Raw genomic sequence first — 25,934 nt, forward strand, 5'->3', positions numbered from 1 at the left:
CACGCTGCCAAGTTAGCGCGCCTCCGGACGTCAGCCCAGCAATAGGGGTGCGTGACGGTCGACCAGCGTTTCGCTCGCCTTGTTGAGCCCGACGACCTCCACGTTCGTACCGTGGCGCCGCAGCTTGGCCACCACATTCTCCAGGGCCCCGACGGCGGTCACGTCCCATAGATGCGCGCGCGTCAGGTCGATGCGCACGGCACGCGCGGTCTCGCGAAGATCGAAGCGATCCGCGAAGATGTCGGCACTAGCGAAGAACACCTGCCCGCCGACGCGGTAGATGCGCGTGTCGCTCGCCGCATCGTGTTCGACCGTGACGTCCATCAGCCGCGTGACCTTCCACGCGAAGAAGACGCCGCTCAGCAACACGCCGACGCCGACACCGAGCGACAGGTCGTGCGTCGCGACGGTGACGACGACGGTCGCGACCATCACCACGCTCGACATCTTGGGGTGCCGCGCGAGTTCGCGGATCGATCCCCAGGAGAAGGTGCTGATCGACACCATGATCATGATCGCGACCAGCGCCGCGACGGGTACCTGCGCGACCCATGGACGCAGCGGGACCATGACCACCAGCAGGAAGACGCCGGCGACCAGCGTCGACAGCCGCCCTCGCCCGCCATAGCGGACGTTGCCGACGGTCTGGCCGATCATGCCGCACCCGGCGATGCCCCCGAACGCCCCCGCGGCAATGTTGGCGAGCCCGAGGCCGGTGCATTCGCGAGCCTTCGAACTGGTGGTCTCGGTGAGGTCGTCGACCACGCTGGCGGTCATCATCGACTCGAGCAACCCGACCGCGGCCATTGCGAGGGCGTAGGGCGCGACGATCCGCAACGTGTCCCACGTGAAGGGCACGTTGGGCAGGCCGAACGATGGCAGTTCCGACGGCAACCGCCCGAGATCGCCAACCGTCTTCAGCGGCATGGGAAACCACATCGCGATCGCGGTCAGCACGACGATGCAGATCAGCGGCGACGGAATCGCGCTCGAGATCCGCGGCACGAGGTAGATGATCGCCAGACCGCCCGCGATCATCGCATAGGCCTGCCAGCTGACGCCGACCATCTGCGGCACCTGCGCCGCGAAGATCAGGATCGCGAGCGCGTTGACGAACCCGGTTCGTACCGAGCGCGAGACGAACCGCATAAGTACGTCGAGCTTGGCCAGGCCGAACGCGATCTGCAGCAGCCCTGCGAGCATCGTCGCGACGAGGAGATATTGGAGGCCGTGGGCGTGGACCAGCGCGGCGGCGACCAGCGCGACGGAGCCGGCTGCACCCGAGATCATCGCGGGGCGTCCGCCCGCAAAGGCGATGACGATGCCGATCACGAACGACGCGAACAGGCCGACTTCGGGGTCAATGCCCGCGACGAACGAGAAGGCGATGACCTCGGGGATCAACGCGAAGGTGCCGACCATGCCGGCGAGGACGTCACGGCGCGCGGCCGTCGGGCCGCTGAACCATTCGGTTCGGTACCGAGAAAATGATGTCATGTGTTTGTCCGCATAGGACGCAGGAACCGCGGCGATTTGCGCGGGCGGTTCGTTCAAAGGCGTCGTTGCGTTGTCCGGCGGATCGGCGGCCGGAATAGCCACCCGGAATTGCACCGGGTCCAAGCGAGTGTGAGTTTGTTAGCGGAGGGCGCACTGCGATGCAACATGCAAGCGGTGCGGGCGCGCGACCTACGCAGCTCCGTCATGCCGGCCATGTTCCCCCATCCACCGCTCCACAAAGCCATCGGCGTTGAATTTGCGAGATCGTGGACGCCGGAACAAGTCCGGGGTGACGGGGTACTCTGGTCGTCAACTAAACCTTGCTAGTAGGCCTTCACGTAAACAGATCCACTACCTCGGTCCCCTCGCCTACCGCTTGCAGCAACAAGGTCCGGTGGCAATGGCACGGGTCGCGCTCGTAGCACAGCAGCGCACTCGGCTTCTCGGCCGCCAGTCCGAGCATGACCGCCGCCTGCGCCTGCGCCTCGGGCAGTTCGAGTTGCTCGTCATACACCGCGGTCAAGGTCGCGACGTCGCCCTTCTTCGCCGCATCGCGCCCGCGCTTCGGCGTTCCGAGCGCCTTCAGATGCACGTAATCGATCTCGACCTCTAGCAACGAAGCGGCGAGCGACGTCTTCGAGAAGCCCGGCCGCCGCGACAGGGGCAAGGCGCGAACGTCGATCACCCGCTCCACCCCCGCCGCCTTCAGGGCCGCGAGGAAATCGGCCATCGTCGTAGCCTCATAGCCTATCGTGAAGATCTTCGTCGGGTGGGTCATGAGAACGAAGTGGGACCGCACCCCCGACACGACAACCGCTGACATGACGGGCGTCCCGCGCTATCGCACGCGCATGACCCACGATATCCATGTCATCGGCGGCGGCCTCGCCGGTTCCGAAGCCGCCTGGCAACTCGCCGAAGCCGGCCTCAAGGTCCGCCTGTCCGAAATGCGCGGCAGCGGCGAAGAGACGCCCGCGCATCAGACCGACGGCCTTGCCGAGCTCGTCTGCTCGAACAGCTTCCGCTCGGACGATGCGGACAGCAACGCGGTCGGCCTGCTCCACCAGGAATTGCGGACGCTCGGCTCGCTGATCATGCGCCAGGCTGACATCCACCGCGTTCCCGCGGGCTCCGCGCTCGCGGTCGACCGCGACAATTTCTCGGCCAGCGTGACGGAGGCGATCGACCAGCATCCGAACATCACGCTCGTTCGCGAACGCATCGACGCGCTGCCCGAGGGCCCGACGATCATCGCCACCGGTCCGCTCACCGCCGCCTCGCTTGCCGCCGGGATCGGTGCCGAGACCGGCCGCGAGGCGCTCGCCTTCTTCGACGCGCTCGCGCCAATCGTGCACCGCGATTCCATCGACATGGACACCGCGTGGTTCGCGTCGCGCTGGGACAAGGGAGAGGGCAAGGACTACATCAACTGCCCGATGGACAAGGACCAGTATCTCGCCTTCCACCAGGGCCTGATCGACGGCGAGAAGACCCCGTTCAAGGAGTGGGAGAAGGACACGCCCTATTTCGACGGCTGCATGCCGATCGAGGTGATGGCGGAGCGCGGCGTCGATACGTTGCGCTATGGCCCGATGAAGCCGGTCGGGCTCGACAACCCGAAGACCGGACGCTGGCCGCATGCCGTCGTTCAGCTCCGGCAGGACAATGCGCAAGGCACGCTGTGGAACATCGTCGGCTTCCAGACCAAGATGAAGCACGCCGACCAGGTTCGCCTGTTCCGTACCATTCCTGGCCTCGAGAATGCCGAGTTCGCGCGGCTGGGCGGGCTGCACCGCAACACGTTCATCCGCTCGCCCGAACTGCTCGACGCGACGTTGCGGCTGAAGTCCCGCCCGAACATCCGCTTCGCTGGGCAGATCACCGGCTGCGAGGGCTATATCGAGAGCTGCGGCATTGGCATGCTCGCGGGGCTGTTCGCGGCGGCGGAACTGACCGGCAAGACGCTGACGCCGCCGCCCTATGCGACTGCGCTCGGCGCGTTGCTGGGGCACATCACCGGCGGTGCGGAAGTCGAGACGTATCAGCCGATGAACGTCAACTTCGGGCTTTTCCCGCCGATCCCCGGTCGGACGAAGAAGACCGACCGCAAGCGGATGTACACCGACCGAGGCCGCGCGGCGCTCGCAGAGTGGCTCAACTCTCCTCGGCAACTGGCTGAGCCGGCGGACAATTCACCCGAGCTGGCCCCTTCCGCTTGACCGCCGTCGTGGCAAATTCCGGCGCGGTCATCGCGCCGGATTTGTCACGGTCGGCATCGGCGAACTTGGTCGTGGCCTTCACCGCCCATTCGTCGAACGACAGCTTGCCGTCGCCGTCCATGTCGAGCCGCGCGTAAGCCTTGCGCCGCTGGACCAGATATTCCTCACGCGTGATCTTCGCGTCACGATCCTTGTCGTAGCGATCGAAGCGCTTCTGCTCGCGCGTCTTGTCGGTCGCCTCGGGCGCCGTATTGGGTAGCGGATCGGATCCCGATGCCGATCCGCCGACCTGCGCCGCGGGTTGCGGGGGCAACACCGGCCCCGGCCGTGCCTTGCCGCTGAAAAACATGAACCCCGCGGCGATCAACGCGATCACCGCCACTCCACCTGCCAGATACCGCCACATCGCCGCCGCCCCCAACTGCAAAGCCTGCACGCTAGGCCTTGCCGCGAGCGATCCCCGGGGGATTGATCAGTATCCGGTCAATCGATGCCACGCCAACCGCGCAACACGTCTGGGGCTGCCGGGTAGAGGGGACTCCGACCCCGTGTCGAACCGCGCCGACAGGGCCAGAGCGCCGAGCGCGCGCGCAGACGAAGGCCATCGCCCCCTCATCGCCGCGTCGAGAGCCTCGCGAGCCCGAGCGCGCGCCAGATCACGACCTGATGTTTCCGTAAGCCTGTGGGCCAGATCGGCGAGCGCCCACCCCTCGCCAGCCAGGCCGATACGATCGTCGCTGACCGAGAGGATGATCGCCGCAAGCTCGAACAAATGCCGCCCACGGTCGCGCCCGAACCGCTCGATTGCCGCGTCATCGAGATCGGGTTCGAGCAGCACGTCCCACCCGTCGGTCAACTTGCCCAGCATCGCGCCCGATACACCCGACGGTAAAACCGTGTCCTGCAATGCGGCCAAGACGGGTTCGGCGGGTGACGGCGCGATATCGAGCCTCCGCAAAGCCTCGTACCACCACGTCAGTCGCATCTGTCCGATCAGCGGTTCGCGCGTCGACCGCAGTATCGCGGCAAGCCTGTCGTCGAGTGCGAACAGCGCGGCCAATCCGGGACGCCTGGCAGCCGCAGCATAACTGAGCGCAAGGCTTCGCTCGGGGTCTGCGTGAATCATCGCCTCGCCATAACGACATAACAGCGACCGCGCAGCAGCTTACCGTCGTCTTAACCATATATCTTGAGCCGGATTTGGTGGATCACCCTGCATGGCGACGACGGGATCGATCATGATCTCGTCGGAACACCAATGATCAGCAAGCACGACACGAGACTGCACGAGCCGACGACCGTTCTTGGCCGGTTGCGCACCGACGTCCGCGGCAACACGATTGCGATCATGGCGGCGGCGATGATCCCGCTCGCGGCGTTGGCGGGTTCGGCGATCGATGCCGCGCGACTCTACGTCGTGAAGGTCAGGCTGCAACAGGCGTGCGACGCCGGCGCGCTCGCCGGTCGTAAATTCATGACGAGCAGCGACAACTCGACGCTGGACGATGTCGCAACCACCCAGGCGAGCACGTTCTTCAGGAATAATTTCCAGAAGGGCTGGATGGGTACGAAGACCGCCGTGTTTACGCCGACCAAGACGACCGACCAGCAGGTTGCCGGGACCGCGAGTTCGCAGGTGCCGATGACGATCATGAAGATGTTCGCCGCCCCCGACGTCACGCTCAGCGTGAAGTGCGAGGCGCGTTACGACGTCGCGGATGCGGATATCATGTTCGTGCTCGATACCACCGGGTCGATGGCTTGCAACACGAGCGACGGACCGGACGGCTGCGGCCAGCCTGTCGTGACGTACACCCAGAACGACGGTAACATCGGTTATTACACGGCCGAGAAGTGGAACTCGAAACTGTCGAGTCTGCGTACTGGTGTGATGAATTTCTATGACACGCTGGCCGGCAACGTCGATCCGACGACCAACATTCGCTATGGCTTCGTCACGTACACGTCGACGGTCAACGCCGGCTATGCCGTCTCGAGCCTGTCCAGTGACTATCTCGTGAAGAACTGGAACTATGAAAGTCGCCGGGTGATCGGCGATGTCAACAACGGCTTAACGAGCACTACGACGTACAAGAACATTCAGCTGTCGGCCTGCAACGCCTATGCAGGGCGTTCACCGTCGAAAGGCTATACGACTACGGGCACCGCAACCAGTTCGACCGTGTCGTGGACGGCGAATACGTCGACGTCGAACGTAGGAACCTGCACCGTGACGTCGCAGCCGGTGAGGCCCAACTGGTACTATACGCAGGTGAGCTACGACGTCAGCAAATACACGACGGGTGTCGCGGTACCCGATCCGAGCAAGATCACCGGTGCGACCGCGACCTGGCAGGGTTGCCTAGAAGAACGCGATACCGATCAAGGCGCGTCGAGTTTCGACCAGAACGACCTTCCGCCCGATCTCGATCCGGATCTGGTCCCGAGCAGCGACGCTACCCGCTGGCGACCCATGTGGCCCGATGTCATCTATTATCGCGGTCTTGGAGCGCAGGCGGCGACTAGCGGCGTGATCTTCGCGGGCAACAGCACGACCCCGTATGGCGACTATTATGTCACCCCTAACGACCAGGCGCGGGCCACCTACACGAACATGATCGCCAATCCCAATCCGGCTTGGAACCAGAACATATCGCTCGGCTATGTTTCATGCGGCAAGAAGGTCCAACGCCTAGCCAAATTGTCGCGCGACGATGTCAGCGATTATGTCAACGCCACCGACTTCAAGCCGCAGGGTGGTACGTACCACGATACGGGCATGATCTGGGGAACCCGATTGATCTCGCCGACCGGCATTTTCGCCGGCGATACCGCCCCCTGGCCAGGCCGTACGGTGCCGAACCGATATATCGTATTCATGACCGATGGCGACATGAAACCGAATTACGACCTTTACGGCATGTACGGGATCGAACGGTACGACAAACGCGTGACCGACGGCAACCAGTCTGAACAACTGGAGGATCACAACGCCCGCTTTCTAGCCGAGTGCACAGCTGCGAAGGCACGCAATATCAAGGTCTTCGTGATCGGGTTCAGCCAGGTGCTAACACCGCAACTGACGGCCTGCGCTTCGCCCAACCAAGCCTATTACGCGAGCGACAACGCCTCGCTGCAGACGGCGTTCAAGACGATCGCCAATCAGGTTGCCATGTTGCGGATTTCCAAATGAACCGCGCGAACGCCATTCAACGGTCGCGCGCAGGGTTCCGCGCAGACCACCGCGGCGTGACGGCGATCGAATTCGCGATGATCCTTCCGGTCATGCTGGCAATGATCATGGGATTGGGCGAGCTGATGTATCAGGTCTACACCCAGTCCATCCTGGAGGGCGCGATCCAGAAAGCGGGGCGTGATTCAGCGATCCAGGGGGGCGCGGACAATGCGGCCGCCATCGATCAGGCCGTATTGGCGATGGTCAAGACCGCCGCCCCCGGTGCGAGCTTCGAAGGCACGCCGAAGCGCAAGAGCTACGCGACCTTTGCATCGGCAAAACCCGAACCGTTCACGGATACGAACGGCAACGGCGTGCGCGATCCGAAGGAATGTTTCGACGATATCAATGGCAACGGATCGTACGACACCGATCCCGGCTCGTCCGGGCAGGGCGGCGCCAACGACGTGACGCTCTACACGGTCAGGATCAGCTATCCACGCCTGTTCCCGGTAGCGAGCTTCTTCGGCGGATCGTCGACCCAGGTCATTGCCGCGAAGACCTTCTTGAAGAACCAGCCCTACGCCTCCCAGTCGACGGCCGCGGTGAAGAACATATGCACATGACCCAAACCGCCACTCGCCCCGCACGCTTCGCCCGGCGATTTCAGCGGGACCAATCCGGGCTCGCCCTGATTGAGTTCGCGTTCACCGCGCCGCTTGTCATCGCGCTTGGCCTCTACGGGGTCGAGACCGCGAACCTGGCACTGGCGAACCTCCGCGTCAGCCAGATCGCGCTCAATTTGGCCGACAACGCCTCGCGCGTGGGAATGCAAAGCTCTCTGGCTACGCAGCAACTGCGCGAGGTCGACATCAACGATACGTTCGCCGCCGCCAAGATCCAGGGGCTCGGATGGGACCTGACCACGCGAGGCCGGATTACCGTGTCAAGCCTGGAAGCGGACAAGGACGGCAAGCAGACGATCCATTGGCAACGATGCCTCGGAACGAAATCCGGCGCTGGCTACGACTCAAGCTATGGACGCACCCGAATTTCGGGCGGAACGCCGTCCGCAGCAGATAACAACGCGGTACCCTATGATCCGACTGCCGGCGTCAATACCAACCAGTCGGGGGCCGACAATTCTGCATCGCATCCCGGTAGCGTGATCGTCGGCGGGATGGGCGATGCAGGGGCGAAGGTCATCGCGCCAAACAATTCGGGCGTGATGTTCGTCGAGATCAATTACGACTACAAGCCGGTCGCAGGAACCGGATGGCTGCCCGGCGGGGCTGCCAAGCTCCATTATATCGCGTCGTTCATCGTACGCGACCGGCGAGATTTCGGTCAGGTCTACAATCCGTCGCCCGCCGCAACGCGCAACACCTGCGACACATATTCGAGCTGAAGCGCAGTCGCGGCGGTTACGCGACTGCGCCTAAAACTTACTTGTACGTGACCTTCTTGACAGCCGCGACGACCTTCGCGACGTCGACCAGCATCAGCTTTTCGAGGTTCGCCGCGTAGGGCATCGGCACGTCCTCGTTGGTCACGCGCAGCACCGGGGCGTCGAGGTCGTCGAAGCCGTGTTCCATCACCACCGACACGATCTCCGAGGCGATCGAGCAGGTTGCCCAGTTCTCTTCGACGATGATCATGCGGTTGGTCTTGGCGAGGCTCTTCAGCACCGTCTCGGTGTCCAGCGGGCGCAGCGTGCGCAGGTCGATGACCTCCGCGTCGATGCCCTCGTCGGCGAGCTTCTCGGCAGCTTCGAGCGAAATGCCGACGCCGATCGAGTAGCTGACGATCGTGACGTCCTTGCCCTCGCGGACGATCCGCGCCTTGCCGATCGGCAGGACGTGGTTGTCGAGCTTGGGGACGTCGAAGCTGCGGCCGTACATCAGCTCGTTCTCGAGGAACACGACCGGATCCTCGGTGCGGATCGCGGCCTTGAGCAGGCCCTTCGCGTCCGCCGCGTCATACGGCGCGATCACGATCAGGCCGGGCACGCTCGCATACCACGCCGCGAAATTGTGCGAATGCTGCGCACCCACGCGCGACGCGGCGCCGTTGGGACCGCGGAACACGATCGGGCAGCGCATCTGGCCACCCGACATGTAGTTGGTCTTGGCGGCCGAGTTGATGATGTGGTCGATCGCCTGCAACGCGAAGTTGAAGGTCATGAACTCGACGATCGGGCGAAGGCCGCCCATCGCCGCGCCCGCACCGATGCCGGCAAAGCCGTATTCGGTGATCGGCGTGTCGATCACGCGACGGTCGCCGAACTCATCGAGCAGGCCCTGCGTGACCTTGTACGCGCCCTGATACTGCGCGACTTCCTCGCCCATCACGAAGACGCGGTCGTCCTCGCGCATTTCCTCGGCCATCGCGTCACGCAGGGCTTCCCGGACCGTCGTCTTGACCATCTCGGTGCCCTCGGGGATCGCGGGGTCGGAGATGCCGACTTTCTCTGCCGACGCGACGAGCTGCTGCGTGCCGCTCTCCGCCTTGGCAGGTGACGAACCCTCTGGAACCGGGGGTGCCTTGTCGTCCGACGGCGTCTCCTTCGGCGCAGCGTTGGCCGCATCGCCGGAGCGCGTTTCGGTGGGCTTGGCGTCGCTCGCGCTCTCGCCTTCTTCGAGGATCGTCGCGATGACCGTGCCGACCTTCACATTGTCGGTACCCTCGGCGACCGCGATCGAGCCGATCGTACCTTCGTCGATCGCCTCAAACTCCATCGTCGCCTTGTCGGTCTCGATCTCGGCGAGGATGTCGCCCGACTTGACGCTATCGCCTTCCTTGACGAGCCACTTGGCCAGCGTGCCCTCTTCCATCGTCGGGGAGAGCGCGGGCATCTTGATCTCGATCGCCATCAGTACTTCTCCACCAGAACGTCGGTGTAGAGCTCGGCAGCATCCGGCTCCGGGGTCTGCTCGGCGAAATCGGCGGCTTCGTTCACGATTTTCCTGATTTCCTGTTCAAGGGACTTGAGGTCCGCCTCGGTCACGCCCTGCGCGTCGAGCAGCTTCTTCATGTGATCGATCGGATCCGACTTGTCGCGGACCGCCTGGACCTCGTCACGCGTGCGGTACTTGGCCGGATCGGACATCGAATGGCCACGGTAACGGTACGTCTTCATCTCGAGGATGACCGGACCCTTGCCCGCACGGACCCACGCCAGCGCTTCCTCGGCAGCACCGCGGCAGGCGAGCACGTCCATGCCGTCGACCTGGATGCCGGGAATGCGGAAGCTCTCGCCGCGGCGATACAGCTGGTCCTCGGCGGAGGCGCGGTTGACGCTGGTGCCCATCGCGTACTGGTTGTTCTCGATCACGAAGATGATCGGGAGCTTCCACAGCTCGGCCATGTTGAAGCTCTCGTACACCTGGCCCTGGTTCGCGGCGCCGTCGCCGAAATAGGCCATGCAGATGCCGCCGTCGTTCGAATATTTGTGCTTGAACGCGAGGCCGGTGCCGAGCGACACCTGCGCACCGACGATGCCGTGGCCGCCGTAGAATTTATGCTCGGTCGAGAACATGTGCATCGACCCGCCCTTGCCCTTCGAGATACCCGAATTGCGCCCGGTCAGCTCGGCCATGATGACCTTCGGGTCGATCCCGTAGGCAAGCATGTGGCCGTGATCGCGGTAGCCGGTGATCACCGAATCGGTTTCGCCGTTGAGCGCGGACTGCAGCCCGACAGCGACCGCTTCCTGGCCGATATACAGATGGCAGAAGCCACCGATCAGGCCCAAGCCATAGAGCTGGCCCGCTTTTTCCTCGAAACGGCGGATCAGCAGCATCTGCCGATACATTTCGAGCAGTTCATCCTTCGACGCTTCGTACGGCTTTGGTTCGGCCGGTCGTTCGCGGTTCGTAATCGGCGGTTCGGCGATTGCGCGCGCTGGTGGGGGGGTCTTGGCCACGATGTGGGAAACCTCGTTTTCCGTAGGGGAGTTGAGGGAGCCTATAGGCGCGGACGGGGCGGAACATCAATTCCCGTCTGGGGTATGATGGTTTTGGGGGCCTGGGATGGGTTCCGCTCCCACCCGTTGCCCTTATGAAAAGGCCACCACCCCGGCGAAGGCCGGGGCCCAGTAGGGAGGTCGTAGTAATGACGCGCAGTTCTCAGCTAGCAACGCGCCCCAACTGGGCCCCGGCCTTCGCCGTGGTGCTGCTGAGGGGGCGGGGGGGTGATCGCACGCACACGGGCGGCAACGTAGCCCCCTCCCCACCCCCTTGTTCTCTCGCGAAGGCGGGAGCCCAGTCTGGGTCCCCGCCTTCGCGGGGAAACACACTGGCTTAGCTTTAAGCCACTATCCTCACCCCAAGCAAAGCTCCGGTTGCCCTTCCCTCTCGCCACCGCCTAAAGCCAACCGCAATGGACTCCACCGCAGACCCCCACCAGCATCCCTTACGGATCGCCAATTTCCGCGCCTATTGGCTGTCCCGTTTCACCGGCACCCTAGCCGTCAGCGCGATGTCGATCGTGATCGGCTGGCAGGTCTACAACATCGCCCGCGAGACGATGGACATCCGCCAGGCCGCCTTCATGCTCGGCATGATCGGGTTCGCGCAGTTCGTGCCGCTGTTCCTGCTCACCCCGATCACCGGCCTAGTCGCGGACAGCTTCGACCGCCGCTGGATCGTCCGCGGCACGACGGCGCTGCTGGTGCTCACCGCCGCGACATTGTGGTTGCTGACCTGGACCGGCCACCTCACGCTCGGCGTCCTGTTCGTGGCTGCCGTCGCGTTCGGTGTCGCCCGAGCCTTCTCCGGCCCGGCCTATTCCGCGCTCGCCCCCAACCTGGTCCCCCGCGCCGTCCTCCCGACCGCGATCGCGGTCAGCTCGATCGCCTGGCAGGTCGGCACGATCGCGGGCCCCAGTGTCGGGGGCCTCCTCTACGCGATCCACCCGGAGGTCGCATACGGCGTCGCGACGATCCTGTTCGTCGTCGCGCTCCTCTTCATGTTCCTGATCGGCCCGGTGCCTCAGCCCGCCGCGCAGACCGACCATCGCCCCCTCGCCCGCATCATCGAGGGCTTCACCTATGTCCGCCGCAACCGCCTCGTCCTCGCGACGATCACGCTCGATCTGTTCGCGGTGCTACTCGCCGGCGCAACGTCGCTGCTCCCGGTCTACTCCCGCGACATCCTGCACGTCGGCTCGCAAGGGTTGGGCGTACTCGCAGCCGGCATGGGCATTGGCGCCGCGGTGACGGCGATCTGGTTCTCGTTCCGGCCGATGAGCACCAATGTCGGCGTAAAGATGCTGATCGCCGTCGTCGTGTTCGGCCTCGCGATCCTGACCTTCGGCATCGCAACGCCGATCGTGAACCTGCTCGACATCGCGCCCGGCACGATCGCCGGCATCCCCGTCCAGCCGGCCTTCGTCCTCAGCCTCGTCGCGCTAATCGTCGCGGGCGGCGCGGACATGATCTCGGTCTATGTCCGCCAGTCGCTGATCCAGCTCCACACGCCCGACGCCATGCGCGGCCGCGTCAGCGCGGTCTCGCAGCTCACCATCTCGGCCTCGAACGAGCTCGGTGAATTCGAGAGCGGCGTGATGGCGTCGCTGCTCGGCCCCGTCGGCGCGGTGGTGTTCGGTGGCGTCGGTGCTATTGCGATCACGATCGGCTGGGCGCGACTGTTCCCGGAACTAGGCCGCGCGAAAACCTTTGATCCCCCAGAGATCCTAGAGACCGAACCCGAACACGGAGAAGCCAAGCCATGAAGGCCAACTCGATCCTCGATACGATCGGCAACACGCCGCACGTCCGCCTGTCGAAGCTGTTCCCCGAATCCGAAGTCTGGGTGAAGTCCGAGCGCTCGAACCCCGGCGGGTCGATCAAGGACCGCATCGCGCTCGCGATGATCGAGGCGGCGGAGAATGACGGCCATCTCCAGCCCGGCGGCACGATCATCGAGCCGACCAGCGGCAACACCGGCATCGGCCTTGCGCTCGTCGCCGCGGTGAAGGGATACAAGATCGTCCTCGTCATGCCCGAGAGCATGTCGATCGAACGCCGCCGCCTGATGCTCGCATACGGCGCGACCTTCGACCTGACTCCGCGCGAGAAGGGCATGAAGGGCGCGATCGAGCGTGCGAAGGAACTGGTCGAGCAGACGCCCGGCTCGTGGATGCCGCAGCAGTTCGAAAATCCTGCGAACATCGCCGTGCATGTCACTACGACCGCACAGGAAATCCTTGCCGACTTCCGTGACACGCCGATCGACGTGATCATCACCGGCGTCGGCACCGGTGGCCACATCACCGGCGTCGCCGAGGCACTGAAGAAGGAATGGCCTTCGCTCAAGGTCTACGCGGTCGAGCCCGCCGCCTCGCCGGTCATCGCCGGTGGCCAGCCCGGGCCGCACCCGATCCAGGGCATCGGTGCCGGCTTCATCCCGGTCAACCTCCACACCCAGGCGCTCGACGGCGTGATCGAGGTCGATGCCGCAGTGGCCAAGGACATGGCGCGCCGCTCGGCGACCGAAGAGGGCATGCTGGTCGGCATCAGCTCGGGCGCGACGCTCGCGGCGATCCTCCAGAAGCTCCCCGATCTGCCTGATAACGTTCGGGTGCTCGGGTTCAACTACGACACCGGCGAGCGCTATCTGTCGGTCCCGGACTTCCTGCCCGAACAGTGACAGGTCCTACGTTCGCGCGCGGCGCATCATCCTCTTCCGCGCGCGGGTTGACCGCGTTGCATGGCGTTTTGACCGGCATCGTCGGGCTGGCGATCGTCGGTCCGGCCTGGGTCGTTGTCAATGCGCCGGTCATCGTCCCGGCCAAGCACATGGCGCTGCCGCGGCAACGTGTCGTACCGAAGGCCGAGATACCCAAGGTCGAACCGTTGAAATTCGTTGACCTGACGCCGACCGACGCCCGCGCCTTCAACGCGACGGTGCCCTTCTCGACCGAGCCAAATCCGGCGGCAAAGCCGTTCCGCTTTGCCGGTGCACCGGACGACCTCGCGCGGGCGACCGACTGTATGGCGGCAGGGATCTTGTACGAAGCCGGCGACGACACGCTCGGCGAACGCGCGGTGGCGCAGGTCGTGCTCAATCGATTGCGCCATCCGGCCTTCCCCAAGACCGTGTGCGGAGTCGTGTTCGAAGGACAGGACCGTACCACCGGTTGCCAGTTCAGCTTCAGCTGCGACGGCGCGATCACCCGCTGGCACCCGACCGAGGACGCCTGGCGCCGCGCGCGCGAAGTCGCCGGCGCGGCGCTTGGCGGCGCGGTGTTCAGCCAAGTCGGCTATGCCACACACTACCATACCAACTGGGTCGTGCCGTATTGGCAGTCGAGCCTCGACAAGATCACGGCCGTAAACACGCATCTGTTCTTCCGCTGGTCGGGCTGGTGGGGCACGCCGCCCGCGTTCGGGCGTCATCCCGAGACCGTCGAGCCGGTGATCGCGCAGCTTGCCGGCCTGTCCGACGCGCACAAGACGGGCGCCGCGCTCGCCGAGGCGGATGCGGCATTGGCGGAAGCGTCGATCGCGATGGGGTTCGGCTCGGCTGCCGAGGCGACGCCTGCGTCCGCTCCAGTAGTGCCCCTCGACGGTGATACGATTTTGGTCGCCCTGCCGCGTAACCAGACTGCGGACGGGCTCACTGCGCTTGCGGCCCAGGCGTGTGGGGACAAGCCGTTCTGCCGGTACATGGCGTGGGTGGATGGGAGCAAGGCGCCGACGTCGCTGCCCCTGGCACCGGCCCAGACTGCGGCGATGGGCTTCAGCTACCTGCGCGATCGGTCGAGCAATTATGAGAAGTCGCTGTGGAACTGCCGGCAGTTCAAGCGTGCCGATCCGGCGCAATGCATGCGGGTGCAGGCGACTTTAACCGCGGTGCCGGTGCCTGCAGTCGTTGCGCCCACTGGGCCAGTCGCTGCCGAGTTGAACGGCGTACGGCGCAAGCCAAATACCGCGCCATCGCTACCCGCAGCGGTTCCGACACCTGTGACTGGCGTCGCCAAGCAGAACTGATCGATCATCAGTGTGCGGTTGGTCGACGTAGTGGCAACGCCACTCCGTCACCCCCAAAACCAGTCCGGCATGGTGAGAAGGCTGTGGCCTGCCTTGTTGTCCGTTCGTCCTGAGCGAAGTCGAAGGCATGGTCGTAGCGCAGGCGCTTCGACTTCGCTCAGCACGAACGGGTTGCGAGGGGCAGTTTGCCAACGAACGCGAGGCGGACTGCCTGAGCAACCCGCCCCACCTGCGATCAGGCGGCCATGAACATTTCGGGTGGCAGCGCCATCAGCGACTCAGCTCCGCCTTCGATCTTGCGACGCAGCGCGCCGGCATCCGGCAGTATCCGCTCGGCATAGAAGCGCGCCGTGACCAGCTTGGCGTCGAGGAACGCAGTCTCGCCCTCGCCCGCCGCCTTCAGCTTGGTCGCAGCGACCGCCATCCGCAGCCACATCGTGCCGACCGCGACGATCCCCATCAGGTGCATGTAGCTGACCGCGCCGGCACCCACGTTCTCCGGGTTCTTCATACCGTTCGCCATGAACCACATCGTCGCCGCCTGAAGCTGGCCGTTCGCCTTCTCCAGTGCCTCGGCGAATGATGCCGTCGCCGGATCGCCCTTCGCTGCCGCGACATCGTCCGCCACCAGTTTGAAGAACGCCTGGATCCCGCGCCCGCCATTCTGCGCGAGCTTGCGCCCGACCAGGTCCATCGCCTGCACGCCGTTGGTGCCCTCGTAGATCATCGCGATCCGCGCATCGCGGACATACTGCTCCATGCCCCATTCGGCGATGTAGCCGTGGCCGCCGTAAACCTGCTGCGCGTTGGTCGCGATCGCATAGCCCATGTCGGTGCCGTAGCCCTTGATGACCGGGGTCAGCAGGCTGATGATGTCACCGGCGAGCTGGCGCTCTTCCTCGGTCTCGGCGTGATGCTCGAGATCGGCCTGAAGCGCGGTCCACAGGATCAGCGCGCGCAGGCCCTCGGTCAGCGACTTGCCCTCCATCAGCATGCGGCGGATGTCGGGATGCACGAACAGCGTGTCCGCCTTCTCCTGCGGCTCCTTCGGCCCGGTCAGCGCGCGACCCTGGCGGCGATCTTGCGCGTACTGGACGGCGTTCTGGTAGGCGACTTCGGCGACGCCGAGCCCCTGGAGGCCTACGCCGAGACGTGCGGCGTTCATCATGATGAACATCGCGGCGAGACCCTTCATCTCCTCGCCGACTAGCCAACCGGTCGCCGAATCATAGTTCATCACGCAGGTCGAGTTCGCGTGGATGCCCATCTTGTGCTCGATCGAGCCGCAGGTGACGCCGTTGCGCGCGCCGAGCGAACCGTCTTCGTTCACCAGGAACTTCGGCACGACGAACAGCGAGATGCCCTTCGAGCTGTCCGGCGCGCCTGGCGTCTTGGCCAGCACGAGGTGGATGATGTTCTCGGTCAGGTCATGCTCGCCCGACGAGATGAAGATCTTCGTGCCGGTGATCGCGTACGAGCCATCCGCCTGCGGCTCGGCCTTGGTGCGGATCAGGCCGAGATCGGTACCGCACTGCGGCTCGGTCAGGTTCATCGTCCCGCCCCATTCGCCCGACACCATCTTCGGCACGTACATCGCCTTCTGCGCGTCCGAGCCCTTGGCGATCAGCGCGGCGATCGCGCCGTGCGTGAGCCCTGGATACATCGCGAACGCCATGTTCGACGAGATCATGTATTCCTGGAACGCGGTCGAGACGACGTGCGGCATGCCCTGCCCGCCATATTCAGGCTGGTTGCCGAGCGTCGCCCAGCCGCTCTCGACATACTGCTTATACGCTTCCTTGAAGCCGTCCGGCGTCGTCACCGAGCCGTCCTCATGCCGCGTGCAGCCCTGCTGGTCACCCGACAGGTTCAACGGGAACAGCACCTCGGCGACGAACTTGCCGCCTTCTTCGAGCACTGCGTCAACGACGTCGGGCGAGGCCGCATCGAAGCCGGGGAGGTTATTGTAGCGATCGAGGCCGACGACATGCTCGAGGACGAAACGCGTGTCGCGGACGGGGGGCGTATACTGGGGCATGGTTTATCCTTGGTTGTCCTGGGCGCGGCTCACTTCGAGGAGGGCCACGAAACTGGTGAGTTCGTCGATGGCGAGATCGATGTCGCGCTTCTGCGCGGTCAGCAGCGCGATCCGCGCCTGGCTGCGCTCGATCACGACCTGGCGCTGCGCACGGCGGCCGTCGCCGAGATCGTAGAGGTCGATCATCTCGCGGATCTCGCCGAGGCTGAACCCGACGCGCTTGCCTCTGAGAATCCAGGCGAGCCGGGCGCGGTCGCGGTGCGAATAGATGCGTTGAGTACCGCGACGCTCGGGCGCGATCAGGCCTTCGTCCTCGTAGAAACGAAGCGCCCGCGCGGTCACGTCGAATTCGGCGGAGAGGTCGGAGATCGTGAAGCTTTCGCGATCATGCCGCGGCTCGATCACCGCGTAGGATTGCGGGGTCGCCCGCAATCGAGGGGATGCTTGTGTCGCCATCCCCGGAGAAATAACTCTCGTTTACGTCAACGTCAATTGCCGCAGAGCAACTTTCCCTTCGTCGACCGTAGCGTCACAGCCTCCGATCGCGATTCGCTGAGCCGGTCGACGGTCAGTGCCGCGAGCGAGGCGCGGCCGCTGCAGAGGGACTCGCAGGCTTCAGGGACCTCGGCGGGAAAAACGATCCGATCACCGTCGAAGCGTGCGTCGAACTTGCAGGTACCGAACGCGAGTTTCAGCGCATCGCCCGACCGCTCCACGGTCCCTGATCCGGCGCACGCCTGATCCTCGCCATAGTCGACGCTGACGCCGATCCGTGCGGTCTTCTCAGTACCGACGACGCAGAGCCGGTCAGTATCGCGCGCCCACGATCCCTGCAGCGGCGCGTTCGGGTCGGGCACGATCCCCGCCGTTTCGGCCGCAGCTTCGAGCCGAGCCCCGGCGGTGTCCGCCACAGCAGTCGCCGGCTCCCGCCCACACCCGCAGAGGACGAGCGCGAGCAGCAACGCGCGCTTCATTCGGCCGGCACCAGCTTGCCCCCTTCGATCCGCCGGAAGAAACACGTCCGCTCGCCGGTATGGCACGCCGGCCCCGCCGGGTCCGCGATCACCCACACCGCATCCTGATCGCAATCGATCCGAAGCTCGGCGACGCGCAGCACGTTCCCCGACGTTTCGCCCTTCTTCCAGAGCTTTTCGCGGCTCCGCGACCAGAAATGCGCCTCGCCGGTCGCCTGCGTCTCCGCCAGCGCCTCCGCATTCATATGCGCGACCATCAGCACGTCGCCCGATACGCGATCGGTGACGACCGCGGTCAGGAGCCCGGCGGAATCAAATTTCGGATCGAGCGTCAGGCCCGTGTCGCGGCTGTGTGTCATGGCCTGGATATACCCGAAACCCGGCCCGATGCGACCAGCGACGCGCAATGTTATTACAAACAGGCGACAAGCCGGCGATCCGCTCGTATAGGGCAGCTTCCGCACGACGTGAGAACCGGCATGCTGACGACAAACCCTTATGATGACGACAAACTCCGCGAAGAATGCGGGGTGTTCGGCGTTTCGGCCACCGATGGCGCAGCCGCGCTCGTAGCCCTGGGGCTGCACGCGTTGCAGCACCGCGGCCAGGAAGCCGCCGGCATCACGACCTTCGACGGCGCGCATTTCCACACGCACCGCGCGATGGGTCACGTCGCCGGCAACTTCGACCGCGACGACGTGATCCGGTCGCTGCCAGGCACCGTCGCCTGCGGACATGTCCGCTATTCGACGACCGGCGAGACAGCCTTGCGCAACGTCCAACCGCTCTATGCCGAGCTGTCGACCGGCGGCTTCGCGATAGCGCATAACGGCAACATTTCCAACGCGATGCGGCTGCGACGCGAGCTCGTCCGCCGCGGGTCGATCTTCCAGTCGACCAGCGATACCGAGACGATCATCCACCTCGTCGCGACCTCGAACTACCGGACGCTGCTCGATCGCTTCATCGATGCGCTGAAGCAGATCGAAGGCGCGTATTCGCTGATCGTGATGACGCCCGAGGGCATGATCGCCTGCCGCGATCCGCTCGGTATCCGGCCGCTCGTCATGGGCAAGCTAGGCGATGCGGTGATCTTCGCCTCCGAGACGGTCGCGCTCGACGTGGTCGGCGCCACCTTCGTCCGCGCGATCGAGCCCGGCGAACTAGTCATCGTCCAGGGTTCCGAGATCCGATCGATCCGCCCGTTCGCACCGATGGCCGCGCGGCCGTGCATCTTCGAATGGGTGTATTTCTCGCGCCCCGATTCGATCGTCGACGATCACTCGATCTACTCGGTGCGGAAAGCGATCGGCGCGCAGCTCGCGATCGAATCGCCGGTCGATGCAGACCTCGTTATCCCGGTTCCCGATTCGGGCACGCCGGCCGCGATCGGCTATGCCCAGCAATCGGGCATCCCGTTCGAGCTCGGCATCATCCGCTCGCATTATGTCGGCCGCACGTTCATCTCGCCCGGCGACAAGGTCCGCCACCTCGGCGTGAAGCTCAAGCACAACGCCAACCGCGCGCTGATCAAGGGCAAGCGGGTCATCCTCGTCGACGATTCGATCGTCCGCGGCACGACCTCGCTCAAGATCGTCGAAATGATGCGCGAAGCCGGTGCCGCCGAAGTGCACATGCGGATCGCCAGCCCGCCGACGCGGCATTCGTGCTTCTACGGCGTCGACACGCCCGAGCGCGAGAAGCTGCTCGCGGCCAAGCTCGATCTCGGTGGGATGACCGGTTTTATTCATGCCGACAGCCTCAACTTCATCTCGATCGACGGGCTTTACAAGGCGCTCGGCGAGGCGAAGCGCGCGGATGTGCGCCCGAAATATTGCGATGCGTGCTTCACCGGCGACTATCCGACGACGTTGACCGACCATGACGAAGGCTCGGAAGTCGACCAGTTCGCGATGCTCGCCGAACGCGTCATCTGATACTCGCGGAGCTGATATGACGGACAAGCCTCTCGAAGGCCGGCTGGCCTTGGTCACCGGCGCCAGCCGCGGAATCGGCGCTGCGACCGCGATCGCGTTGGCGGCAAAGGGCGCGCATGTCGTCCTGACGGCGCGTACGCCGGGTGGTCTCGAAGAGGTCGAGGCGGCGATCCATTCGGCTGGTGGCTCGGCGACGATCGCGCCTCTCGACTTGGCCGAGAGCGAATCCATCGCGCGCTTGGCGACGGCGATCGGTGACCGCTGGGATGCCCTCGATATTCTGGTGCTTAACGCTGGCATGCTGGGTTCTCTGTCGTCGGTCCCGGCGATCGATCCGAAGGAAATGGCGCAGGTTCTGACGCTCAATGTCAGCGCGCAGGCGGCCATGATCGCCGCATTCGACACGATGCTGAAGAAGGCCAAGTCGGCCAGAGTGATCGGCGTGACCTCCAGCGTCGGCCGCAAGCCTCGCGCGTATTGGGGCCTCTACGGCGCTTCGAAGGCTGCATTCGAGACATTGCTTGGCGCGTATGGCGACGAGATGGCCGAGATCAGCGCAATCCGTACGGCAATCGTCGATCCTGGGGCTACCCGGACGAAGATGCGCGCGCGAGCGTATCCGGGCGAGGATCCGAACTCGGTCAAGGAACCGACTGTCGTGGCAGATCGCATCGTTGCGCTCGCAATCGAAGGTTTTGAAGCTGGTCACTTCGAGCGGGTAGCCTAACCGTTCTCCTGCGAACGCAGGAGCCCAGGATCACAATCGCCACCGCCCGTTACCCTGGATTCCTGCGTACGCAGGAAAACGTCAGCGCTTCACCAGCGTGACCTGCGCGACATCGATCCCGCCGCCTAGAAACCCGCCCTCGCAATACATCAGATAATAGCGCCACAACGCTACGAACCGCGCATCGAACCGCGCCGGCAATCGCCCTTCCGCAACCGCGGCATCGAACGCGACGCGCCACCGCCGCAACGTCTCGGCATAGTGCAGCCCGAACCCGCGCCGGTCCTCCCACGCCAACCCACGCGCCTCCGCCAGCGCGCGAAACCGCGGCTCGGACAACAGCATCCCGCCCGGAAACACGTAGCGCTGGATGAAATCGACACTCCGCGAATAGGAATCGAATATCGCATCGTCGATCGAGATATACTGCAATGCCGCACGCCCGCCCGGCTTCAACGCCCGCGCGATCGCGTCGAGATACACCGGCCAATATTCCTCGCCGACCGCCTCGACCATCTCGATGCTCGCCACCGCATCATAGGTACCGGTGACGTCGCGGTAATCGGTCAGCGCCACGCGCACGCCGTCGAGCCCCGCTGCGCTGATCCGGTCGTCGACCTGCCGCTTCTGCTCCGTCGACAGCGTCAGTGCGTGCACGCCGACCCCCGCGCGCGCCGCCATCTCGGCGAACGATCCCCAACCGCAGCCGATCTCCAGGATCGTATCGCCCGCCCGCGCCCCGGTCCGGTCGAGGATTGCGCGCAGCTTGGTCCCCTGCGCCGCCTCATGCGGTTCGGCATCGTCGAACGGCTCGGCAAAGATCGCGCTCGAATAGGTCAGGCTCGCATCGAGCCACGTTTCGTAGAAGTCGTTGCCGAGATCGTAATGCGCGGCGATGTTCTTGCGCGAGCCAGTTAGATCGTTCCGCCGCATCCGATGCCACGCCCGCGCGGCGAGCCGCACTACGCCCCCCGACCGTGCCGCGCCCCCGAGCGAGCGGCGGTTGCGCATGAACAGGTCGAACAGCGGTACCGGGTCTGGGCTCGACCAGTCGCCGGCCGCCCAGCCTTCGTACCAGCCGACCGATCCCGCGGTCGCCAACCGCACCAGCGCGCGCCAGCGGTGAACGGTCACGATGGGTAAAGGCCCCGGAGCCCGACCGCCGATCAGCCGCCGCGTGCCGTCGGGCAAATGCGCGTCTATGCCGCCACTCTCAAGCCCCGCATCGATCCGGTCGAGCAGGCGGTGAAACACCGGCGCAACGAGACGCGTAACCGTGGAACCCTGCGCAGCGGGCACATCATCGAAAGCGGAAACGACGGTCATCGCGGCGCTCCATGCAACACGGGCAACGGCTAGGAAAGAGGCGTCGGCGCGGAAACGGCTGGAACGTAATCAAGACCACAATGCACTCCCCTCCCTTAAAGGGAGGGGCCGGGGGTGGGTTGGTGGGTTCGAGCCACTGACGGTCGACCGAGCGGAACCCGACCCATCCCCAACCCCTCCCTTCCAGGGAGGGGAGAAAATGCGACCCTAGCGCGCGTGCCGCCCAGCTTCGAGCGCACGCTCGCGGCCTTCGCGGTGGCCGACGATCTTTGCCGGATACGCCTTCGGCCGGCAGCCGGATTCCTCCGGATCATGGATCGCTTCGCCGGTCACTTTGGCCAACTCCGGCACCCATTCGCGGATATAGTCCCCCGCATCGAACTTCTCCGACTGCGACAGCGGGGCCATGATCCGCCCGAACATGTTCGAATCCACCCCGGTCCCGGCGACCCACTGCCAGTTCACCGAATTATTCCCGTAATCCGCATCGACCAGGCAATCCCAGAACCAGCGCTCCCCCTCGCGCCAGTCGATCAGCAAATGCTTCACCAGAAAGCTCGCCGTGATCATCCGCACGCGGTTGTGCATCCAGCCGGTCGCCCAAAGCTGTCGCATCCCGGCATCGACGATCGGATACCCGGTCTTGCCCTCCTGCCACGCCTTCAGATCCGCCTCGGCGTTCTTACCCGACCGCCACGGCAGCTTGTCGAACTTGGGCCGACCGTTCGTATCGCCGTAATCCGGCATCGTCAGCACGACGCCATCAGTAAAGTCACGCCACGCCAGTTCCTTGCGGAACGTCGTCGCGTCGCCGTGGCCATCGACCGCATGCCACACCGCACGCGGCGAGATCTCGCCGAAATGAAGATGCGGCGACAGGCGCGAGGTGCCCTCGATCGACGGAATGTTGCGGTCGACGTCATACGCCTCGACGATCGGCGCCATCGCCTTCGCGTTCTCCAACGCCTGAGCCTCGCCCGGCGTCCAGTCGCCGAACCCCGCCGACCAGTCCGGCTTGGCCGGCAGCAGGTCCCAGTCCGCCAGTTTCTCGCTCTTCGGCCATTTCGACGGCGAGGGGATCGTGCGCGGCGCCGGCTCGGGGTCGCCCGGCGGCATCATCTGGTTGAGCGCCTTCCAGAACGACGAGTACACCTTGAACTGCCCGCCCGACCCCGTCTTCACATCCTCGACGCGGGCAAGATGGTTGCCATCATGCAGGCACAGCCTATCGCCAAGCGCCGCCTCGGCCTTGCGCCACCAAGACTCGTAATGGCGGATCGCGTGCACCTGGGCAGCGCCGGTTTCCTCCATCAATGCTGTCAGCACTTCGACCGCTTCCCCGCGTCGCAGAACCAGCTCCGAGCCCTTTTCCTGCAGCGACTTCGAGAAGGCATTGAGAGTGTGGTGCAGCCACCATCGCTGCGCCCCGCCCATCTTCCATTTCCCCGGTGCATCGTCGTCGAGCACGTAGACCGGGATCACCGGCCCGGCATGCGCGGCGGCGATCAGCGCGGGGTGATCGTGAAGGCGGAGGTCCTGGCGCAGCCAGAGAAGAACAGGTGTCGTCATCGCTTGCCCAACGCAGCAACCCGCGATCCAGCATCACGCCGCTGCGAAAGTTTCCCCCAGCGTCATGATAGCCGCCACGTGCCGCTCCGCGATCGCCAGCGCATCGTCGCCGTAGCCCCCGCCGACCGTACTCGCGAGTGGGAGACCTCGCCTGATCGCCAGGCTAGCGACGAGCCGTTCCCGCCGCGCTAGACCGTCCAGTGTCAGGGCCAACCGCCCCAGCCGATCGCCCTCGAACGGGTCCACGCCCGCCTGATACAGGATCAGCTCCGGCCGGAACTCGTCGAGCAACGGCACCAGGGTCGCCTCCAGCGTCGCCAGATACGCCTCGTCGCCCACCCCGTCGGGCAACGGCACGTCGAGCGTAGAGCGCGCCTTCCGTACCGGGAAATTCTTCTCCGCATGGATCGAGTAGGTCGCGATCTCCGGCCGCCCGGCGAGCAGCGCCGCGGTCCCATCCCCCTGGTGAACGTCGCAATCGACCACGAGCACCCGCGCCACGCGCCCCTCGTCGATCAACCGCGCCGCCGCCACCGCAAGATCGTTGAACACGCAGAACCCCGCGCCCGTGTTCGCCAGCGCATGATGGCTCCCGCCCGCCGTATTCGCCGCAAACCCGTGCTCCAGCGCAAGGCAGGCGGCCAGCCATGTCCCGTGCGGCACGATCGCGGCACGGGACGCCACCGCCGCGGTCACCGGGAAGCCGATCCGTCGCTCTTTCTCCTTCGGCACGTCCGCGCGAAGCACCTCGGCGACGTAATCCTCGTCATGCACCGCTTCCAGCCACGCGGTCGGCGTCGTTTCGGCGCGGTGCCACGTCACTGCATCGCCCTTGTCGAGCAGCAGATCGCGGATCAGCCCGTTCTTGTTCCAGCGATAGGTCGAGCGCGCCGGCGCGGGGGTGACATAGTCGGGATGGTGGACGACGTGGATCATGCTCCGTAGGTAGGAGCGCGCCTGCCGACTCCCAAGTTGCCCGAGCCCCAAGCACCTGCGTTGCGGAGACTATTTTGACCGACGTTTCGACCCTGCCCTACCGTCCCTGCGCCGGCATCATGCTCATGAACGCGGAGGGGAAGATCTTCGTCGGCCAGCGCAACGATTCACCGCTGGAGGCATGGCAGATGCCGCAGGGCGGGATCGATCCCGGCGAGGACGCCGAAGCCGCCGCACTGCGCGAACTCGGCGAGGAAACCGGCGTCATGCCGGACAAAGTCGAGCTGATCGCGGAAGCGCCCGGCGAATTCGTCTACGACCTTCCCCCCGAACTGCTCGGCAAAGTCTGGAAGGGCAAATGGCGCGGCCAGACGCAGCGCTGGTTCCTGTACCGCTTCCTCGGCACCGACGCGGACGTCAACATCGCCACCGACCACGAGGAATTCCGCGCGTGGCGCTGGAGCGATCCCGCCGACCTTCCGCGGCTGATCGTGCCGTTCAAGAAGGCGCTCTACGAACAGGTACTCGCCGCCTTCGCGCCACATCTCGGCGCAACCTCGACACGCTGAGCAGTTCCCATTCCGTCACGCTGCCGTTACGGAACGGCTGTGCGCCGCTTAGCCCCTCTTCTGCTCGCCCCGCTGCTGCTGGCGAACGCGCCCGATCCGCAGTCGGTGATGATCCCCGAGACGATCCGCGCGATGCTCGACGCGGCGCTGGAGGCGGGGAACGAAGCGGACGTCAACACGATCGCCAAATACGCACGCGCCGCCGATCCCCTTAGCGGCGACGCGGTGCTGGCGATCGCCGAAAAGTGGAAAGCCGACCGCGCAGCGCAGCGCACGCAGGTCATTCGCCAGGCCAGCTTCCTCGACCTGTGGAGCGGCAAGGCCGAGGTCGGCGGCTATCTGACGACAGGCAATTCCGACACTGCTGGCGGCACGGCCGTGCTCGACCTAAACCGCGAAGGCCTTCGCTGGCGCCAGAAATTCCATGCGCAGGCGGACTATCAGTCGAACCAGAACATCACGACGCGCGAGCATTATCTCGCCTCGTACGAACCCAACTACAAGATCGACGACCGCGCCTATATCTACGGTGTCGCGCAATATGAAGGCGATCGGTTCCTCGGCTATTTCAACCGCTACTCGACCTCGGTCGGTGCCGGCTACAGCGTGATCAAGACCGCAGGGACCAAGCTCGATCTCGAACTCGGGCCAGCGTATCGCTACACCGAATTCACTGACGACACCGAGCAGAGCAGCATCGCCGCGCGTGGCACCGCCAATTTCAGCGTGCGGATCCTGAGCGGCCTGTCGGTCAGCCAGGTCGCCTCCGCCTATGTCCAGCGCTACAACAGCACGCTCAGCGGCACGACATCGCTCAACGCCAAGCTGATCGGACCCCTGTCCGCCGCACTGTCGTACAGCGTCCAGTATGAAAGCGAACCGCCGGTCGGTTCGGTCTCGACCGACACCACCAGCCGCGCGTCCCTGGTCTACAGCTTCTGACGCTGTTCCCACACACGTCCAGCCTCGCTAGG

General features: G+C 65.0%; 24 protein-coding genes and 1 other annotated feature. Of the genes, 11 read left to right on the plus strand and 13 right to left on the minus strand.

Going from position 1 to position 25,934, the window contains the following annotated elements:
- Positions 1–30: 30 nt before the first annotated feature.
- Positions 31–1,497, minus strand: a complete 1,467-nt coding sequence (locus AC1MH0_RS02660) for a SulP family inorganic anion transporter (protein ID WP_480964597.1) — start codon at positions 1,495–1,497, stop codon at positions 31–33.
- 68 nt (positions 1,498–1,565) lie between these two features.
- Positions 1,566–1,621: a sequence feature (sul1 is cis-regulatory element that is thought to sense ions involved in sulfur or methionine metabolism; They are found in Alphaproteobacteria), on the minus strand.
- Between the two features lie 210 nt (positions 1,622–1,831).
- On the minus strand, positions 1,832–2,275 hold the full coding sequence (locus AC1MH0_RS02665) for a DUF488 domain-containing protein (protein WP_480964598.1): 444 nt from the start codon (positions 2,273–2,275) through the stop codon (positions 1,832–1,834).
- A 73-nt stretch (positions 2,276–2,348) separates the two neighbouring features.
- On the opposite strand from AC1MH0_RS02665, the gene trmFO reads away from it, so the two are divergent.
- Positions 2,349–3,716, plus strand: coding sequence for a methylenetetrahydrofolate--tRNA-(uracil(54)-C(5))-methyltransferase (FADH(2)-oxidizing) TrmFO (gene trmFO / locus AC1MH0_RS02670; RefSeq protein ID WP_480964599.1), 1,368 nt, complete (start codon positions 2,349–2,351; stop codon positions 3,714–3,716).
- Here trmFO and AC1MH0_RS02675 read toward each other — a convergent pair.
- Both AC1MH0_RS02675 and AC1MH0_RS02680 read right to left on the minus strand, forming a co-directional pair.
- Positions 3,652–4,122: an EF-hand domain-containing protein gene (locus AC1MH0_RS02675; protein WP_480965658.1), complete on the minus strand. Its 471-nt coding sequence runs from the start codon at positions 4,120–4,122 to the stop codon at positions 3,652–3,654. The genes trmFO and AC1MH0_RS02675 overlap by 65 nt on opposite strands.
- 66 nt (positions 4,123–4,188) lie before the next feature.
- Complete coding sequence (locus AC1MH0_RS02680; protein WP_480964600.1) at positions 4,189–4,842, minus strand: squalene/phytoene synthase family protein; 654 nt, start codon at positions 4,840–4,842, stop codon at positions 4,189–4,191.
- Positions 4,843–4,974: 132 nt separating this feature from the next.
- Here AC1MH0_RS02680 and AC1MH0_RS02685 point away from each other — a divergent pair, with 132 nt between their 5' ends.
- The 3 genes from AC1MH0_RS02685 to AC1MH0_RS02695 are packed head-to-tail and all read left to right on the plus strand — an operon-like array spanning position 4,975 to position 8,299.
- Complete coding sequence (locus AC1MH0_RS02685; protein WP_480964601.1) at positions 4,975–6,909, plus strand: Tad domain-containing protein; 1,935 nt, start codon at positions 4,975–4,977, stop codon at positions 6,907–6,909.
- The gene (locus tag AC1MH0_RS02690) at positions 6,906–7,517 is read left to right on the plus strand and encodes a TadE/TadG family type IV pilus assembly protein (RefSeq protein ID WP_480964602.1); all 612 of its coding nucleotides are present in this window, start codon (positions 6,906–6,908) and stop codon (positions 7,515–7,517) included. Before AC1MH0_RS02685 ends, AC1MH0_RS02690 begins: the two co-directional genes overlap by 4 nt.
- Positions 7,514–8,299, plus strand: a complete 786-nt coding sequence (locus AC1MH0_RS02695) for a TadE/TadG family type IV pilus assembly protein (protein ID WP_480964603.1) — start codon at positions 7,514–7,516, stop codon at positions 8,297–8,299. The genes AC1MH0_RS02690 and AC1MH0_RS02695 overlap by 4 nt, the downstream gene beginning before the upstream one ends.
- A 37-nt stretch (positions 8,300–8,336) precedes the next feature.
- Here AC1MH0_RS02695 and AC1MH0_RS02700 read toward each other — a convergent pair whose 3' ends face one another.
- Together AC1MH0_RS02700 and pdhA are read right to left on the minus strand one after the other, a co-directional pair.
- Positions 8,337–9,764: a pyruvate dehydrogenase complex E1 component subunit beta gene (locus tag AC1MH0_RS02700; RefSeq protein ID WP_480964604.1), complete on the minus strand. Its 1,428-nt coding sequence runs from the start codon at positions 9,762–9,764 to the stop codon at positions 8,337–8,339.
- On the minus strand, positions 9,764–10,816 hold the full coding sequence (gene pdhA, locus AC1MH0_RS02705; protein WP_056048766.1) for a pyruvate dehydrogenase (acetyl-transferring) E1 component subunit alpha: 1,053 nt from the start codon (positions 10,814–10,816) through the stop codon (positions 9,764–9,766). The genes AC1MH0_RS02700 and pdhA overlap by 1 nt, the downstream gene beginning before the upstream one ends.
- Before the next feature lie 455 nt (positions 10,817–11,271).
- Between pdhA and AC1MH0_RS02710 the strand changes: the two genes are divergently transcribed.
- Genes AC1MH0_RS02710 through AC1MH0_RS02720 form a run of 3 tightly spaced genes read left to right on the plus strand, consistent with a single transcriptional unit; the run spans position 11,272 to position 14,884 of the window.
- On the plus strand, positions 11,272–12,624 hold the full coding sequence (locus tag AC1MH0_RS02710; RefSeq protein WP_480964605.1) for an MFS transporter: 1,353 nt from the start codon (positions 11,272–11,274) through the stop codon (positions 12,622–12,624).
- Entirely contained in the window at positions 12,621–13,541 is a 921-nt protein-coding gene (gene cysK / locus AC1MH0_RS02715; protein ID WP_480964606.1) for a cysteine synthase A, read from the plus strand. Before AC1MH0_RS02710 ends, cysK begins: the two co-directional genes overlap by 4 nt.
- 47 nt (positions 13,542–13,588) lie before the next feature.
- Positions 13,589–14,884 carry a cell wall hydrolase gene (locus AC1MH0_RS02720; protein WP_480964607.1) on the plus strand — a complete coding sequence of 432 codons (1,296 nt, stop codon included), beginning with the start codon at positions 13,589–13,591 and terminating at the stop codon, positions 14,882–14,884.
- A 235-nt stretch (positions 14,885–15,119) separates the two neighbouring features.
- Here AC1MH0_RS02720 and AC1MH0_RS02725 read toward each other — a convergent pair whose 3' ends face one another.
- The 4 genes from AC1MH0_RS02725 to hisI are packed head-to-tail and all read right to left on the minus strand — an operon-like array spanning position 15,120 to position 18,255.
- Complete coding sequence (locus AC1MH0_RS02725) at positions 15,120–16,922, minus strand: acyl-CoA dehydrogenase C-terminal domain-containing protein (protein ID WP_480964608.1); 1,803 nt, start codon at positions 16,920–16,922, stop codon at positions 15,120–15,122.
- A 3-nt stretch (positions 16,923–16,925) separates the two neighbouring features.
- Complete coding sequence (locus AC1MH0_RS02730; RefSeq protein WP_480964609.1) at positions 16,926–17,378, minus strand: MerR family transcriptional regulator; 453 nt, start codon at positions 17,376–17,378, stop codon at positions 16,926–16,928.
- A 32-nt stretch (positions 17,379–17,410) separates the two neighbouring features.
- A complete protein-coding gene (locus AC1MH0_RS02735; RefSeq protein ID WP_480964610.1) occupies positions 17,411–17,896 on the minus strand; it encodes a hypothetical protein in 486 nt (161 codons plus the stop codon).
- On the minus strand, positions 17,893–18,255 hold the full coding sequence (gene hisI, locus AC1MH0_RS02740) for a phosphoribosyl-AMP cyclohydrolase (RefSeq protein ID WP_133019667.1): 363 nt from the start codon (positions 18,253–18,255) through the stop codon (positions 17,893–17,895). Before hisI ends, AC1MH0_RS02735 begins: the two co-directional genes overlap by 4 nt.
- Before the next feature lie 120 nt (positions 18,256–18,375).
- Here hisI and purF point away from each other — a divergent pair, with 120 nt between their 5' ends.
- Both purF and AC1MH0_RS02750 read left to right on the plus strand, forming a co-directional pair.
- Positions 18,376–19,833 carry an amidophosphoribosyltransferase gene (purF, locus tag AC1MH0_RS02745; protein WP_056058607.1) on the plus strand — a complete coding sequence of 486 codons (1,458 nt, stop codon included), beginning with the start codon at positions 18,376–18,378 and terminating at the stop codon, positions 19,831–19,833.
- A gap of 16 nt (positions 19,834–19,849) precedes the next feature.
- Positions 19,850–20,560: an SDR family NAD(P)-dependent oxidoreductase gene (locus tag AC1MH0_RS02750; protein ID WP_480964611.1), complete on the plus strand. Its 711-nt coding sequence runs from the start codon at positions 19,850–19,852 to the stop codon at positions 20,558–20,560.
- An 81-nt stretch (positions 20,561–20,641) separates the two neighbouring features.
- On the opposite strand, the gene AC1MH0_RS02755 is transcribed toward AC1MH0_RS02750, so the two are convergent.
- The 3 genes from AC1MH0_RS02755 to AC1MH0_RS02765 form a co-directional block, all read right to left on the minus strand.
- The gene (locus AC1MH0_RS02755; RefSeq protein WP_480964612.1) at positions 20,642–21,886 is read right to left on the minus strand and encodes a class I SAM-dependent methyltransferase; all 1,245 of its coding nucleotides are present in this window, start codon (positions 21,884–21,886) and stop codon (positions 20,642–20,644) included.
- A 207-nt stretch (positions 21,887–22,093) separates the two neighbouring features.
- Positions 22,094–23,455 (minus strand): cryptochrome/photolyase family protein, encoded by a 1,362-nt coding sequence (locus AC1MH0_RS02760; protein WP_480964613.1) that lies wholly within the window; start codon positions 23,453–23,455, stop codon positions 22,094–22,096.
- A gap of 33 nt (positions 23,456–23,488) precedes the next feature.
- On the minus strand, positions 23,489–24,391 hold the full coding sequence (locus tag AC1MH0_RS02765) for a histone deacetylase family protein (protein ID WP_480964614.1): 903 nt from the start codon (positions 24,389–24,391) through the stop codon (positions 23,489–23,491).
- A 74-nt stretch (positions 24,392–24,465) separates the two neighbouring features.
- Between AC1MH0_RS02765 and AC1MH0_RS02770 the strand changes: the two genes are divergently transcribed.
- Entirely contained in the window at positions 24,466–24,960 is a 495-nt protein-coding gene (locus tag AC1MH0_RS02770) for an RNA pyrophosphohydrolase (RefSeq protein WP_056481993.1), read from the plus strand.
- Positions 24,961–24,999: 39 nt separating this feature from the next.
- Entirely contained in the window at positions 25,000–25,902 is a 903-nt protein-coding gene (locus AC1MH0_RS02775; protein WP_056481996.1) for a DUF481 domain-containing protein, read from the plus strand.
- The last annotated feature ends 32 nt before the right edge of the window (positions 25,903–25,934 follow it).

It is taken from the genome of Sphingomonas sp. AP28 (genome assembly GCF_056680455.1).

What these genes read in the sequence shown, in the direction of transcription:
- AC1MH0_RS02695 (WP_480964603.1), top strand. Translation starts at nt 7,514, where the DNA reads ATGACCCAAACCGCCACTCGCCCCGCACGCTTCGCCCGGCGATTTCAG.
- AC1MH0_RS02685 (WP_480964601.1), top strand. Translation starts at nt 4,975, where the DNA reads ATGATCAGCAAGCACGACACGAGACTGCACGAGCCGACGACCGTTCTT.
- AC1MH0_RS02710 (WP_480964605.1), top strand. Translation starts at nt 11,272, where the DNA reads ATGGACTCCACCGCAGACCCCCACCAGCATCCCTTACGGATCGCCAAT.
- AC1MH0_RS02665 (WP_480964598.1), bottom strand. Translation starts at nt 2,275, where the DNA reads ATGACCCACCCGACGAAGATCTTCACGATAGGCTATGAGGCTACGACG.
- AC1MH0_RS02730 (WP_480964609.1), bottom strand. Translation starts at nt 17,378, where the DNA reads ATGGCGACACAAGCATCCCCTCGATTGCGGGCGACCCCGCAATCCTAC.
- AC1MH0_RS02735 (WP_480964610.1), bottom strand. Translation starts at nt 17,896, where the DNA reads ATGAAGCGCGCGTTGCTGCTCGCGCTCGTCCTCTGCGGGTGTGGGCGG.
- cysK (WP_480964606.1), top strand. Translation starts at nt 12,621, where the DNA reads ATGAAGGCCAACTCGATCCTCGATACGATCGGCAACACGCCGCACGTC.
- AC1MH0_RS02700 (WP_480964604.1), bottom strand. Translation starts at nt 9,764, where the DNA reads ATGGCGATCGAGATCAAGATGCCCGCGCTCTCCCCGACGATGGAAGAG.
- AC1MH0_RS02755 (WP_480964612.1), bottom strand. Translation starts at nt 21,886, where the DNA reads ATGACCGTCGTTTCCGCTTTCGATGATGTGCCCGCTGCGCAGGGTTCC.
- AC1MH0_RS02725 (WP_480964608.1), bottom strand. Translation starts at nt 16,922, where the DNA reads ATGCCCCAGTATACGCCCCCCGTCCGCGACACGCGTTTCGTCCTCGAG.
- AC1MH0_RS02765 (WP_480964614.1), bottom strand. Translation starts at nt 24,391, where the DNA reads ATGATCCACGTCGTCCACCATCCCGACTATGTCACCCCCGCGCCGGCG.
- hisI (WP_133019667.1), bottom strand. Translation starts at nt 18,255, where the DNA reads ATGACACACAGCCGCGACACGGGCCTGACGCTCGATCCGAAATTTGAT.
- AC1MH0_RS02690 (WP_480964602.1), top strand. Translation starts at nt 6,906, where the DNA reads ATGAACCGCGCGAACGCCATTCAACGGTCGCGCGCAGGGTTCCGCGCA.
- AC1MH0_RS02680 (WP_480964600.1), bottom strand. Translation starts at nt 4,842, where the DNA reads ATGATTCACGCAGACCCCGAGCGAAGCCTTGCGCTCAGTTATGCTGCG.
- AC1MH0_RS02675 (WP_480965658.1), bottom strand. Translation starts at nt 4,122, where the DNA reads ATGTGGCGGTATCTGGCAGGTGGAGTGGCGGTGATCGCGTTGATCGCC.
- trmFO (WP_480964599.1), top strand. Translation starts at nt 2,349, where the DNA reads ATGACCCACGATATCCATGTCATCGGCGGCGGCCTCGCCGGTTCCGAA.
- purF (WP_056058607.1), top strand. Translation starts at nt 18,376, where the DNA reads ATGCTGACGACAAACCCTTATGATGACGACAAACTCCGCGAAGAATGC.
- AC1MH0_RS02660 (WP_480964597.1), bottom strand. Translation starts at nt 1,497, where the DNA reads ATGACATCATTTTCTCGGTACCGAACCGAATGGTTCAGCGGCCCGACG.
- AC1MH0_RS02760 (WP_480964613.1), bottom strand. Translation starts at nt 23,455, where the DNA reads ATGACGACACCTGTTCTTCTCTGGCTGCGCCAGGACCTCCGCCTTCAC.
- AC1MH0_RS02750 (WP_480964611.1), top strand. Translation starts at nt 19,850, where the DNA reads ATGACGGACAAGCCTCTCGAAGGCCGGCTGGCCTTGGTCACCGGCGCC.